This window comes from Autumnicola patrickiae, from assembly GCF_031846525.1.
Classification (GTDB): domain Bacteria; phylum Bacteroidota; class Bacteroidia; order Flavobacteriales; family Flavobacteriaceae; genus Autumnicola; species Autumnicola patrickiae.
Map to the genome: position 1 here is coordinate 1 of NZ_JAVRHM010000040.1, position 14,111 is coordinate 14,111.

Here is a 14,111-nt window from a genome sequence, read left to right on the forward strand (position 1 = left end):
CCTGAATAGCTTCTGCAGTAATTATCGCTTCAGCTTTGTTAATAGTGAAATCTGCAGTTTTGTAAGTAAGATTGTAATTGCTGCTTAAAATTAAGGTTCCCTGTTCAATAGTATAAGCACCTGCATTTTCCCCGGTCTCACGGGCGAGATCTCCTGAAAAAGTATCGTCTCCTATTAAATCTCCAGAGGTAATCGAATAAGTAAATTCCGGATCTTCTTCTCCATATACCTTGGATTTCGCATCTGCCGCAACAGTGATTACTGCTTTATTTACAGTTAAAGTTTGTGTAACAGGGGCAGCCGCAAAATGGTCGTCATCTCCTGCCTGCGTGGCCGTGATTTGAGTAGTTCCGGCTTTTAGTATGGTAGCTTTGTTAACGGAAATTAATACGACATCAGGATCCTGAGCAGTATAAGTTATCGCTAAATTCTGATTGGTTTTTTCATCTCCAAGAGTAAAAGTAGGATCTCCGTATGTTTTCGCAGAAATTTCAGTGAAAGTAATGGTTTGACCCAGCCTAGTTGTAGTAAACGTCCATGCATTACTGCTTGCATCTAATGCCTCATTACTGTTACCAGATTCATCTTTTACAAAACTGTTACTGATTCCCACAGAAAGAGTGGTATTTGCAGGAAGATTCTCATAAATATTAAGTGATAAGGTCAACTTATCTTCAGAAAGAGTGAATTTCTCCCGGTCTTCCTGAACCGAAAGATCATAGGTTTGTACCACTCCATTAGTGCCTTCTAAGGTCAGGATTCCACTTGAATTTAACTCTACCATTTCGTCAAAGGTGACCGATAAAGTGGGTTGCAGAGGCACATCTGTATTTTGATGGGCCGGAGAAAAAGTCTGCACAACCGGTCCGGATTCATCTACTACAGGAGGTGTGGCTGTGATACTGGTATTTCTATATATTATGGAGATTGGATCACTGCCATCATAACCAGTAATAAGTACATCCTGATCGTTATCCCTATCTATATCAGCAAAAGCGAGGGAACCATATTGCACTCCCGGGAAAGGGAGACCTAAAACTTCAGAGTAATTACCGATACCATCATTCTTATAAAGTTTGGCGATAGCTTCATTGGAGTTATAACTATAGCCTGCAATCAATACATCCTGATCTCTATCTCCATCTACATCAGCAAAAGCCACCGAACTATTTTGCACTCCCTCAAAAGGTGCTTCTGTGGATTCTATGTAACTGCCAGCACCATCATTTTTATAGAGTTTGGCGATAGGTTTTCTTTCAGAGTAACTATAGCCTGTGATTAGAAGATCCTGGTCATTATCTCCATCTACATCAGCAAAAGCAATGGAGCCTTGAGACACTCCTAAGAAAGGAGTTTCTGCTATTTCTGAAAAATTACCAGAACCGTCATTCTTATAAAGTTTGGCGATAACATTGGAATACTGGCTACTCCTTCCAGTGATCAATACATCCTCATCACCATCTTTATCTACATCAGCAAAAGCGATGGAACTTTGTTGCACTCCTATAAAAGGAGTTCCTGTAACTTCTGAATAATTGCCGGCACCATCATTCTTATAAAGCTTGGCGCTCACATTGGAGGAAGAATTTCCCCACCTACCTGTGATCAATACATCCTGATCACCATCTTTATCTACATCAGCAAAAGCTATATAGCCATTTTGCACTCCCGTGAACGGGGTGTTTGTGACTTCTGAAAAATTGCCGGAGCCGTCGTTTTTATAAAGTTTAGCGATATAATTATAGGATTTATCCTCGCCGGTGATCAACACATCCTGATCCCCATCTCCATCTACATCAGTGAAAGCTATAGAGCCATTAGACACTCCTAAAAAAGGTGTTCCTGTGACCTGCCAATAGTTGCCGGAGCCATTATTTTTATAAAGTTTGGCTATTGGTTTATTGGAATCGTCCCGGCCTGTCACCAAAACATCCCGGTCACCATCTCCATCAATATCGGCAAAAGCTATAGAACTATTCTGCACACCTGTGAAAAACATTCCTGTGGGTTCTAAATAATTCCCGGCACCAATATTCACATATAATTTGCCAACGGGATTGTGAGAGTTACCCGCGCCTGTAATCAATAAATCTTTATCATTATCTCCATCTATATCTGCAAAAGATATGGAGCTATATTGCACTCCTGCAAATGAATTATTAATATCTTCAGAGTAATTACCTAAGCCTTCATTCCTGTAAAGTTTAGCAATACTGTTATAGGAGTTGTCCATGCCTGTAATTAGCACATCATGGTTTCCATCTCCATCTACATCAGCAAAAGCTATGGAGCCATTTTGCACTCCATCGAAATAAGCTCCAGTGGCTTCTGAATAATTTCCGGCACCATCATTTTTATAAAGTTTTGCTGTGCCAGTATAGGAATTATCCCGGCCTGTAATCAGGACATCCTGGTCACCATCACCATCTACATCGGCAAATGCCATGGAACTAAACCCCACTCCTGTAAAAGAAGTATTCAGGTCTTCTATAAAATTGCCGAAGCCGTCATTTTTATAAAGCTTAGAAACGGGAGCTCCTTGCCACTCACTACCCGCTATCCCTGTGATTAGCACATCCTGGTTTCCATCTCCATCTACATCGGCAAAAGCTATGGAGCCGTACTGCACTCCATCAAAGAAATTATTGTTGTCTTTCGCATAGTTCCCATTACCATCATTGAGATAAAGTTGGGAACTAGTAACTCCGTTATAATAATCACCAGACATTCCGGTGATTAACACGTCCTGGTCATTATCTCCATCTACATCGGCAAAAGCTATGGAACTGTTTTGCACTGCTTCGAAAGGAGTATTTAAAAGTTCCTGAAAATTGCCGTAACCGTCATTGAGATAGAGCCTGGCAATTGGTTCACCTCCACCCATTGTCGAATCCATTCCACCACCAGTACCACCTGTGATCAACACATCCTGGTCTCCATCTCCATCTATATCGGCAAAAGCTACAGAACCATTTTGCACTCCCTCAAATGGAGTTCCTGTGTCCTCTGTGTAATTTCCTGTGCCGTCATTAAGATAGAGAATAGCTTTAGCTCCTTCGCCATCCATCGTACCCCCGTTCATATCACCAGAACCGCCGGTTATCAGAACATCCTGGTCCCCATCTCGATCTACATCGGCAAAAGCTATGGAACTGTTCTGCACTCCTTCAAAGTTAGAAAGGATCTGTGGGGCGGGAGGAGGAGGCAAAACCTGCTCAAAAGTTTGCGCATAGGCCACTTTACCTCCAAGGCATAAAATAAAGAAAATTAGAATTTTCGGAACGTAATTTTGTTTCATGTAGAAATAGATTTGTTTGGCATCATTGATAATTTCCACTTCTTCCTTCTATTACAGAGAGAGAAGAAGTGTTAAATGAAATGCAAAAAAACGTTAAAACTGCTTAAAAACCGGATAAAAGGCAGGTGTAATGGTGTCCAGATTTGATTTGAATACGTGCCTAACAGCTTACATGTGAGGATTAAAGGGAATAGGATGGATTTTTAGGTGAGAATAATTAGCAATGCTGATTCGCAATACCAAATTCTCAAGCCTAAGCTTCAGTTATCTTATTTTGGGAGTAGTCATTTAAAAGCTTCTTTTGCACGCTTCCTTTATAAGCTATTTTTTGTAAAAATTTTGGTGTAGGATGGAAAAGTTGCCTGGATCTATTGCCTAATGCAAAATTGCATTTGCGTATAGATGGGAATATTACGAATGGATTTTCATTTTTTTAAACCCTCTATATCTCCATTCCTTATAAATTCTGAAGAGATGAACTAAGAAACTTTATTATCAGAAATTAATAATTTCAGGATCTTAAGTTCCTTTCTCAGTTGTAGGCCAATCAGAACTGTTAATCCGAAGAAAACAATCCATAACGCATAGGTTAAATAGATATAGAATTCCTCCAGTAGCTCCTGCTTTAGAATAGAGAGCAGCATTGCGAAGCCATAGATGTAGGCAGCCAACAACAATGGAGAAATAATGAAGTGCATATATCTTCTATTTTCATAGTAAATGGTCATTTTCTGCTTATAATGCTTGGGGGCTTCATTTACGGGAAATCTTTTCTTTCTTATCAGTACGAACTCCAGACATATCCTCATTACCAAAGTTCCTGTCATAATTCCCAAGCCTCTGGATGTCTTACTGCTTATGTAGGTGGAAATCAAAAAGAAGAACAGCCCTAGTAATAAAATAACAGCTCCAAACACTATGAGGCTCATCCATCCTGGATGACTGATGATCTCCTGATGGTTGTTTTCGGGTTGTGCAGAAATCCCGGCCGGCTGCTCTTTTCTCTTTTCCTTGTTGTTTATTCCTGCCACATTTTATAATTAAAATTTGCTTCAGTGATTCCACAGCGCGATGTGGTATTTTCTGAGAGATTAGTTACAAAAAAGAATATAAAATGGATATTAAACAGTGGGAAATAGAGTTATAGTGTATTCAGATTCTATTTGGATACCTACTTTACAGCCTGAATACAAATAACAAAAGATCAGAATTAATCTTTGGGGAGCGCATATTGACTGGGACTTACATCTGTTGCGCTTTTAAAAGCTTTGCTGAAAGAGGTTCTGCTGGCGAATCCGCATTCCCCTGCCAAAGCTTCGATAGTATTATTTTGCAGGTATCCGTTTTCAATAAGTTTCTTCGCATGGTCCATCCGCAAACTATTTTTATAGGCTGCAAAACTCATTTCGTACTGTTGCTTGAGGAAATAAGAAATGTGGTGAGAAGGCATCTCCAGTTCCCTGGCACATTCGGTAAGGCTAAAACTCTGGTTTAGATAAGACTTACTATCTTTTAAGCGTTCTAATTTGGCGTTAACCTCCCGCTCATCAAGTCCAAATTTGAGGTCCTCAGGTTGTTCTGATGTTTTAATGGTTGGAGCAGGTTTTGTTTGCTGTGGGTAACCGTACAGAATACTGGGAAAATAAATGGGTATAATCCCAATTAGGAAAAGCGCGATGTAAAGAAAGAAGGTTATGATTCCTCCATCTTTTCCAATAATTATTAAGGAGTGAAATAAGTTTTCCTGAAACATTTTTTCTAAAGCATATATAATGGCTAAAATGGCCATTAGTGCAAGGATTCCCCAAAATGTAATTAGCCATTTATTAAGAATAGATTTTAATTCATCATTCTTTCCTTTTCTAATAAAGTCTCTGATTTGAGGTAGCAATACCACTAAAACACCTAACTGCCAAATATGCCGCATAAGAAGATGTTGATCGAGATCTAAGAGCCAGTAATGAACTCCCAATCTTTCTTGTGGTGATGAAATTGTAGAGGCTATAATGTTATCATAAAAACTCTCTGGTTGGAGATAAACATAAGTAACATCTATTAAACCTAAAAGAAAAGGGATAAACAGGATTAATTCTGCTTTATGCCACCTGAGTTCATCTGTTAATATGACTTTGAAATAATAATAGATCGGAATAAAAATCAAATGATACGGTAATAATGGCCAAAGGAAAAACCATCTGAAATGCTGTAAATAGCCACCGTCTATAATATAGGCCTGGAAGGCATATACCGACAATAAAAAATAAAAGCTACCTAGAATACGAGTTGCAGTAGTATTTGTAGATTTTTTTAGAAATAATGTAGTCGACAGCACAAAGCCAAAGATGGATGCTATTAAGAGAATGTTGATCAAATTAGAACTGCAGACTTTATATTTGTTAAAAGAATAGCGACCGGAAATAATTTGGTGGCAATAACAACAAAATTATGGTTTTAAACTAAAAGGAGCTGAAAATTGCTATTAAGTTTCTCCAAGCTATCATCTCCCATCTTCTTTTGAAAGCTCCGACTACAAAGAAAAAGATTGAATAATTTTTTACAAATTTATTCCTATATTTTTTTAACTTATTCATTTAGAGTCCACAGTCGGAATAAAAATTAATATCGGTTGTGGCCAATGTCTGGCAATATATGACTTCAAAATAATTTAATATCGCAGCCATCCGCTATTTCTTTTAAACAATTATTCATGTTTTAATTGAAATAAGCGGAAAATAAAGTTTCGTGGGGTTTTCCACATCTTCATACTTCTCTTTTAATTCCTGGGCAATAGAAAGCTGTGGGAAACCGCTGAGGGATGTAGTCAGGACGTAAGTTGGAAGCCAGATATAAGTTGCTATTCCACCAGAAATGAACTTATATCTTTCTTAATAGCTAATCGCTCGAGTATGAAAAAGGAAGCGGGTTACCTGGTGCGGGGGAACAACAAGAATCCTATGAATATTTTATTTTCCTGATCTCATTTTTTCAGCTGTAGAAATTCTTTCCTTTAAAGAATTCATATCCTCACTTAATTTCTCATCAAGAATTTTCGCATAATGTTGTGTGGTTTTTAAAGATCTATGGCCTAGCATCTTGCTTACAGATTCTATAGGTACACCGTTGGTAAGTGTAACGGTAGTGGCGAAGGTATGCCTGGCCATATGAAATGTTAGGTTCTTTTTAATTTCACAACGTTCAGCTATTTCTTTTAAATAGCTGTTCATACGTTGATTGGAATAGACGGGAAATAAAGTTCCCTTTGGATTTTCCACATCTTTATACTTCTCTATTAATTTCTGTGCAATTGGAAGCAATGGAATGCTGCTCAGGGATTTTGTTTTTGTCCTTTTGATTTTAATCCATAGGCTACCATCTATGCCTTTGACTATATCATCCGCAGTCAATTTTTCAACATCTGAATATGATAATCCGGTGTTACAGGAAAAAAGAAATATATTCCTGACGTTTTCTATTCTGGGAGTAGAAAACTCCTTTTCCATTATCTTGATGATTTCTTCTTTCGTCAGGAACTCCCGGTCAATTGATTCGGTTTTGAGTTTAAAATTATAAAAGGGGTCTTTTTCCATCCAGCCATTGGCAAAAGCCATTCTAACGATCTTCTTAAGATAGGAGAGGTATTTTAAAGCGGAATTGTGGGAATGGTTTAGCTCTGCCTTTAGGTAATAGATAAATGCATTGATAAATTGCATATTAATCTCTTTTACTGGGTAATCTTTTCTTTTATAAGAGGAGCCAATGAAGGCAGACAAGTGTTTTTGGGTGGTTCTATATCTTTGAAGGGTACGAAAGGAATAATCTTTACCTACAAGTTTCGACATCCTGTTGTTATGTTCCTCAAACATCTCCAGTATTGATTTTTTATCATCTGTGTTCCCGAGATAAATATCCTTGATAAATGTAGCTGTTATATGCTCATTTCCTTCCAGGAGCTTTTGATAAATCTCATAGACTCTGTTTTTGATTACATCTAAATTCCTATTGATCTGTTTCGCTTCTATAGAAGAACCACTAACTTTGTTTGCCTTTGCGCTCCATTTAGCCAAGGGCACTTTCCGCATTGTGCTCACCTCTGCTCTTTTTCCATCGTAAGTAATCCGCAGGTATACAGTCGCATGAGCAGCATTTTCATGCTTACTCTTCCTTACATAAAATAGTACTGATAGTAAATCTTGCATCCTAATAGTCTTTAATTTAGAAATAAATTTACTTCATTTTTTTGTATATAAATATACGTAAAATACTATTTAACAATGGGTTACATTCAATTCGGGCGCACTTTTAGTGACACCTAAAGTGCCACCGAATTAGACACCTTTTATTTGATTTCAGATGGTTTTCTTTGATATGGTAAAAAATGAAAAACCCCGTAAACAGTGAGTTTTACGGGGTTTTAATTCAATTTGAAGTCTTAAAAGTACTCGAGGCGGGAATCGAACCCGCACTTCCGAAGAAACTGGATTTTGAATCCAGCGTATTTAACGATAAATTAAACTAATTATACTTATAATCAATTGATTAACAGAAATATAATTTTTATTAATTTCATTTAATATGGTTTGAATTTAAAATTTGTTGTACCTATGTTGTACCAAAAATGATTATCTTTATAGTTCTAAAATCAAAGATGTGACGTCAAATGCAAAAATAGTACTTAGAAAAAAACCCAATAAAGAAGGGCTGTGTCCCCTGGCGATTCGTATTACAAAGAATCGCCGTTCAAACTATCATTATATAGGTCATTATATAAATTTAAAAGATTGGGATGAGAAAAATATCCGAGTCAGGAAATCACATCTGAATGCAGATAGTCTCAACGGCTTACTGACCACTAAACTCTCTGAAGCGAATAAGATGCTGATTGATTTGCAATCGGGGAAAAAGGATATATCAGCTAATCAAATAAAACAGAAACTGTACACCTCTTCTGAATCTATTACTTTCTTTGAGGTTGCAAAAGATTTTCTTGATGAACTAGAAGCAAATAAGAAATTGTCAAGACTCTCTACCGATAAGGCTCGTGTTAACCACGTATTGAACTTTTCAAAATCAAAGCAGCTTACCTTTCAGGAAATAGATGAACAATTTTTAAGGAAATTTAAAATCTACTTACGTAAAAAACACAGCCTATCAGAAAGGTCAATAGTAAATAATCTTATAGTGATTAGGACTATCTATAATAGAGCTATTAAATTGGATATAGTAGATAGAAAACTCTATCCCTTCGGTTCAGATAAAATACGAATTAAATTCCCTGAAACCGAAAAAATAGGTCTTACCAGAAATGAGGTCATAAAACTTGAATCCGTTGAAAATCTGAACGAAAACGAAACTCACGCTCGAAATGTTTGGCTTTTTAGTTTTTATTTTGCTGGAATTCGAGTTGCTGACGTATTAAAGATTCGCTGGAGCGATATTTATGATGAAAGGCTCCATTATCGTATGAATAAAAATTCAAAACTGTTATCCCTTAAAATCCCCGACAAAATATTTCCGATTTTGGAATACTATCAGGACAGCAAACAAAATGATGATGATTTTATATTTCCGGAAATGAAAAAGGCAAATTTACAAGATGCAAAAGATGTCTATGCTAAAACAAAAACAGCCAATAAGAAATTCAATAAATATTTGGTAACGGTAGCTGATAAAGCCAAAATATCAAAAAAAGTAACTATGCACATTGCTAGACATACATTTGGGAATATATCGGAAGATAAAATCCCAATTAATATGCTCCAAAAATTATACAGACATTCATCGATTATTACCACAATAAATTATCAATCTAACTTTATACATAGAGATGCAGATGATGCTTTGGATAGCGTGATTAATTTTTAGTTTAGGCTTGACCCCACATAATTCATGTCCTCTCAGAAAAATATGCCTTTGATCCTCATGGCTGTTTAGTGCGTAAATTCTGCTAGATGAGATGCTATATTTACTATTCCCTGGGTAAAGTAACGGTTGCTTCTATTGGTAAGGATTTTAAGAGAATGGCCCTCCAGCCGCTTATACCGAGGGATCCTACAACTCTGATGCCCAAAATATAAGTTTCAACACCGTACTTACTTCGGTAATTCCAACGAACAATTTTTTTTCAAAAATGGAGTCAATTGGGGAGCCAAAAGATCAATTGCCCTGAATATTTATCTGAATCGGATCTATGCCGATTTACTTTAATGCCCTATACGATTAAACCGGTTTAATCTCCAAATCCTGTGGTCTTAATATTACCATGGGTAATACTTAATTAGATATTGTTCATTCACTACTAACACTACTAAATTCTTTATTTATCAGTTACATTTTTGCGTAAAGGTAATATCCAACAGTTGGCGCAAGGGCAAGTTATAATGTGGAAATCATAATCTACTTCACAAGATTTAATAAATTTTGTAAAGTTTTGCGGAAATTATATAACAAAAAACTATATCAACTTTCTGAAATTTGTTAGCGTCTGAAAATCCGGAGAAATATTACAGATTTTTAAAACCAATGCCGGAAAAAGGGTTGGCCTGCAACCATTTCATCTAATTAAAATGAAAAATTCACTCATAATATTTTCAACTGTTGTGGGGGTATTGAGTTTAAGCTCCTGCGGGGAAACTAAGAAAGAACAGGACACCACCATGCCCATGCAAAATGATAGCCGAATGAGTGGCGAAGTACGAGCTCCAGGAAATTTAGATGATGGCGAAGCAACCGGAAACCCTGAATTTGAAGACGAAGAAATGGCAACAGTATATGGGTGGTATTTAGAAATAAAATCCGCACTGGTAAACTCCAATCCTACAGAAGCCCGGGAAGCTGCCAAAAATTTGAAAGATGCATTGCAAGCTATGAAAGAGGCTGAAAATGCCCTTGAAGCTTCAAAAGAAATAGCTAAAACAGCAAATCTCAACATACAAAGAATTGCTTTTTCTGATTTATCAGCTACTATGGAAGATATACTCGAAGGGGAATTGACTTCTGGCAAAATTTACAAACAATTCTGCCCAATGGCTTTTGGAGGTGTCGGAGATTACTGGTTTGCCAGTTCCAAAGAAGTACGCAATCCATATATCGGCGAAAGAATGCTGGATTGTGGAAGGGTTGCCGATAGTATTCAGTAGATGATTATAACCTGCCAGCCTGGATAGCTATCTGGTCGGGCAGGGTTTAATTACAGCCCAAACACATAGATTTTTAAATCTTGGACAATACTAATTGTCCGAGGGGAAATAGTGGACCAGTTGTGCCCATCGGTAATCAGTAAAATATAGCATAATGAGGAGACCCTAATTGTCTCTAATTTTTAGGAAGTAATTGTGTAGGCTATAACCTAATTCCTCTTTCAATTATATTTTTAGATGATTCTTTAATGTTTCTGGAGCAAAAGCAGTGACTAAATTTAAAAATTCTTGAAGTTATTCTTTACTCTGAGTAGTAAGAATGGATTAAAAATCTTTTAAATATGACGATAGTCATATTTTAGGGCGGAGTTAGATAGTAGATTTACTTCAAATAAAAAGCAGTTTATATTCTGTATTGGTCACTGATGAAACTACTATCTATCTTTCTTTCACTACTTGTGTTGTTGTCATCATCAACAATTAGTTTAGATGCCCACTACTGTAGTGGTAGCCTGCAAGACTTGGTGCTTAATAAGAAAGCCAAAAGCTGTAGTGGTCACGTAACAGTTGAAAACGAAGAGAATTCTAAAGAAACTTGTTGTTCTGAGAAAAGTGTTCAAAAAGAGGCTCAGAAGGATTTAAAAAATTTTTCACCTTTATTCGAATTAGAATCTTTCTTAGATGCTGTACCTTACATTTTTAGGATCTACACTCCTCTTCCAGTAAGAGAAAAAAATTCCTCTTATTATTACAAGCCTCCTTTGATAAAAAAAGATTACCAGGTACTGTTTGAAGTCTTTTTAATTTAAAACTTCTGTACACCACGTAACGAACCAATAGCTCCTAATTCATAGGAATTTTGGTTCCGCTTTTTTCAAATTTAATATTATTAATATTAATTTATAAATTATTTACAATGAAAACTTCAGTTTTATTTTCGAGCACCTTATTTGTGGTTCTTCTAGGTTTCCAAATGCAGGCACAGCAACGGGATTTGGACAACTTTAGAGCACCAGATAAAAGAGGCATAAATACTTTTGAAGCACCCAAGGATACAATCAGTACTTTTGAAGGAGTCGAAGTAAGGATTGGTGGTGCCTCTACAATTCAATTTCAGGCCCTGGAACATGAAAATTCAGGTACTGTTCCTCTGTCAACAATAGGAAGCAATTTCAACTTGCCAACAGCCAATCTGGACCTTGATGTTCAGTTATATGACGGGGTGCGTATGCATCTTAGAACCTATTTGTCTTCACGTCACCATAATGAACCTTACGTCAAAAGTGGATACATTTTGATCGATAAATTGGATTTTATAAGCACCGGGTTCATGGAAGGTCTAATGAATAATGTAACTGTCAAAATTGGACATATGGAAAACAACTATGGTGATGCTCACTTCCGGCGAACAGATAATGCCCAGGCTATATATAATCCTTTCGTGGGGAATTACATTATGGATTCATTTACAACAGAAGTTGGTGCAGAAGTTTACTATAGGAACAACGGATTTATTGGAATGTTAGGTGCGACTAATGGCAAATTAAATCAAAGCGTTACAAATCCAGATGCAACAGGTCCTTCCTTTCTGGCGAAAGCAGGTTACGATGGATTACTGAGTAATAACATTAGATTCAGATTAACTGGCTCGGTTTACCATACCAATAAAAATGCTAATGTATCCTTGTATGGGGGTGATCGTGCAGGGTCGAGATATTATGAAGTAATGGAGTTACCAGATGTTCATGGATTCACTTCCGGTAGGTACAATCCACGATTTGGGAACGAGATGACTGCTTTTATGATCAACCCTTTTATTAAAATGGGAGGACTGGAATTTTTCGGAACTTTTGAAAGGGCTTCCGGTAAACGTACAACCGAAGCACAGGAAAGGATCTTTACACAACTTGCCGGAGATCTTATTTATAGATTTGGGGCTGATGAAAACTATTACGTGGCCGGAAGATACAATACTGTGGACGGTGAGGAGTCCGGGAATGATATTGATATCGCAAGATACCAGTTGTCAGCAGGTTGGTTTATGACCAAAAATATACTTGCTAAAGTGGAGTATGTTAATCAGGAATATAACGGATTTGTACCGGGTACAAGGTTTGATGGAGGAAAATTCAATGGCCTGGTGCTTGAAGCTGTAATAAGTTTTTAAGGTCGGAATATTCTTAATTTATTAAAAGTGGAGGGCGTTAGTGTAAGCTCTCCACTTTACTTTTCTTTTCAATACAACTGTGAGGTTTTTGAAAATAACATATCCTGAAGTTTAAAATTTATCTATTGTTATTATTTTTTGGCTGTAGTTTAATTTTGCGTTGATATTAACCTTTCATAGTTCTCCTGTATCTGTCCAAACCTTGTGAGGGCATCGACATCCTTCATTGTTCGTTCAACGAAAGCCTGTGCCTTATCCCTACGGTACTTGATTAGCTCTTTAACCCTATGCCAATTTAAGTATTGTTGCAGGTATTTGGTCGATACGCCCCAAAATGTCGCACCAATACATTTTTTGATCCTGTTGTGTGTCGAATTCACGTGCTGTATATGGTATAGGCCTGCTTTGACCCTCTGGCCCTTTGAGGCGTTTACTGAATGGTATTCCACTTCCTTGTCTTTGGCAAAGCCTTTATAGCTGTGGTGGGCATCGCTGCAAAGTATAGCGTCCTCTTTTTTCAACCGGTTCCCTATGGCCCTTTCAATGTCAGCTTTTTTGATGCGCCCAAGTGTGGCCACGCTCAAATCTACCACGGAGTTCCTGTCTTGAGTGGCAATGACCGCCACGTGGTCTTTGTTCACTCTTGTGGCAAGATTTGCACTTGTAGCGTTGCGCGCCTTTGTCTGTGCCAAAACGCACATATTTTTTGTGGGAGCAGTGCGGGCAATGCCCCATCTTATTGTCCAGTACGTGACGGCGGGAGGCACGTCCGGCCAGGCCGGGGTCTCCGGACTCCCTTTCAACTTCTTTCAGCAACAGCTCACGCTCTGGGGCGGGCAGCGAAAGAATTTTTCTTTTAAGGTTTTCTATATTCATACCGTACAATATACAAATAATAGCTGGGCTAAACTACCGCCTATTTTTTTAATCGTCAGGTCAGAATTTTACCCTTAACCAATGGAGTTTCACGCTAGTAAAATAATCTAAGAAAAAGAAGGAAATATGATTTTAATCATATTATTAAAGTGATAAACCTGCTATTTTTGGGAAATAAGATATACTTAAAACTTTTTTACAATAATCCAGCAGAAAATCTAACAACTTAAGAGTAAAAGAAAAAATACTGTGAAATCTATCCTGTATAAAATATCAACTTCTCTTTTAGCATCCTTGGTGCTTCTATCCACTGTATCTTTTACTATAGATAAACATTTTTGCTGCGATGAGCTGATGGACCTGGCAATATTCTCCAGCGCAGAAGACTGTGGAATGGTGTCCCATGATTATGGAGATGAGGATACCATTGTAGCTAAGGTATGTTGTGAAAATCATCAGACGTTTATCCAAGGGCAGGACGAGTTAGTAAAGGTTAATAATCTCCTTGGCCTTGAACAGGTGGCTTTTATAGCCACATTCACTTTTTCTTATATTGGTTTGTTCGCTGAATCTACAGAGCGAGTTACCCCTTTTCAGTATTACACTTCACCTTTACTTGTTCAGGATATTCACC

Annotated in this window: 10 protein-coding genes and 1 pseudogene; 6 read left to right on the top strand and 5 right to left on the bottom strand. The window is 37.3% G+C overall.

Going from position 1 to position 14,111, the window contains the following annotated elements; all coding sequences use genetic code 11:
• The 4 genes from RM549_RS19010 to RM549_RS19025 all read right to left on the bottom strand — a co-directional run.
• Positions 1 to 3,298 (bottom strand): FG-GAP-like repeat-containing protein (locus RM549_RS19010; RefSeq protein ID WP_311687654.1); only part of this gene is annotated, 3,298 nt, incomplete at its 3' end.
• Positions 3,299 to 3,777: 479 nt separating this feature from the next.
• Positions 3,778 to 4,329 carry a hypothetical protein gene (locus RM549_RS19015; RefSeq protein ID WP_311687656.1) on the bottom strand — a complete coding sequence of 184 codons (552 nt, stop codon included), beginning with the start codon at positions 4,327 to 4,329 and terminating at the stop codon, positions 3,778 to 3,780.
• A 179-nt stretch (positions 4,330 to 4,508) separates the two neighbouring features.
• Positions 4,509 to 5,669, bottom strand: a complete 1,161-nt coding sequence (locus tag RM549_RS19020; RefSeq protein WP_311687658.1) for a helix-turn-helix domain-containing protein — start codon at positions 5,667 to 5,669, stop codon at positions 4,509 to 4,511.
• Positions 5,670 to 6,261: 592 nt separating this feature from the next.
• Positions 6,262 to 7,494 (bottom strand): site-specific integrase, encoded by a 1,233-nt coding sequence (locus RM549_RS19025; RefSeq protein WP_311687660.1) that lies wholly within the window; start codon positions 7,492 to 7,494, stop codon positions 6,262 to 6,264.
• Positions 7,495 to 7,673: 179 nt separating this feature from the next.
• Here RM549_RS19025 and RM549_RS19030 point away from each other — a divergent pair, with 179 nt between their 5' ends.
• The 5 genes from RM549_RS19030 to RM549_RS19050 all read left to right on the top strand — a co-directional run bounded on the left by RM549_RS19030 (position 7,674) and on the right by RM549_RS19050 (position 12,601).
• The gene (locus RM549_RS19030) at positions 7,674 to 7,814 is read left to right on the top strand and encodes a hypothetical protein (protein ID WP_311687662.1); all 141 of its coding nucleotides are present in this window, start codon (positions 7,674 to 7,676) and stop codon (positions 7,812 to 7,814) included.
• 131 nt (positions 7,815 to 7,945) lie between these two features.
• Positions 7,946 to 9,160, top strand: a complete 1,215-nt coding sequence (locus tag RM549_RS19035; RefSeq protein WP_311687664.1) for a phage integrase SAM-like domain-containing protein — start codon at positions 7,946 to 7,948, stop codon at positions 9,158 to 9,160.
• Positions 9,161 to 9,861: 701 nt separating this feature from the next.
• The gene (locus RM549_RS19040; RefSeq protein ID WP_311687665.1) at positions 9,862 to 10,434 is read left to right on the top strand and encodes a DUF3347 domain-containing protein; all 573 of its coding nucleotides are present in this window, start codon (positions 9,862 to 9,864) and stop codon (positions 10,432 to 10,434) included.
• Between the two features lie 425 nt (positions 10,435 to 10,859).
• The gene (locus RM549_RS19045; RefSeq protein ID WP_311687667.1) at positions 10,860 to 11,243 is read left to right on the top strand and encodes an HYC_CC_PP family protein; all 384 of its coding nucleotides are present in this window, start codon (positions 10,860 to 10,862) and stop codon (positions 11,241 to 11,243) included.
• Positions 11,244 to 11,350: 107 nt separating this feature from the next.
• A complete protein-coding gene (locus tag RM549_RS19050; RefSeq protein ID WP_311687669.1) occupies positions 11,351 to 12,601 on the top strand; it encodes a hypothetical protein in 1,251 nt (416 codons plus the stop codon).
• A 149-nt stretch (positions 12,602 to 12,750) separates the two neighbouring features.
• On the opposite strand, the pseudogene RM549_RS19055 reads toward RM549_RS19050, so the two are convergent.
• A pseudogene (locus tag RM549_RS19055) lies at positions 12,751 to 13,477 on the bottom strand (IS1595 family transposase).
• Positions 13,478 to 13,726: 249 nt separating this feature from the next.
• Here RM549_RS19055 and RM549_RS19060 point away from each other — a divergent pair.
• Positions 13,727 to 14,111, top strand: a 385-nt coding sequence (locus tag RM549_RS19060) for an HYC_CC_PP family protein (RefSeq protein ID WP_311687671.1), incomplete at its 3' end; no start/stop codon positions are given.

Bases quoted from the DNA above. Each gene is read 5' to 3' on its own strand.
- RM549_RS19025 (WP_311687660.1), bottom strand. From the start codon at position 7,494: ATGCAAGATTTACTATCAGTACTATTTTATGTAAGGAAGAGTAAGCAT.
- RM549_RS19030 (WP_311687662.1), top strand. From the start codon at position 7,674: ATGAAAAACCCCGTAAACAGTGAGTTTTACGGGGTTTTAATTCAATTT.
- RM549_RS19040 (WP_311687665.1), top strand. From the start codon at position 9,862: ATGAAAAATTCACTCATAATATTTTCAACTGTTGTGGGGGTATTGAGT.
- RM549_RS19045 (WP_311687667.1), top strand. From the start codon at position 10,860: ATGAAACTACTATCTATCTTTCTTTCACTACTTGTGTTGTTGTCATCA.
- RM549_RS19050 (WP_311687669.1), top strand. From the start codon at position 11,351: ATGAAAACTTCAGTTTTATTTTCGAGCACCTTATTTGTGGTTCTTCTA.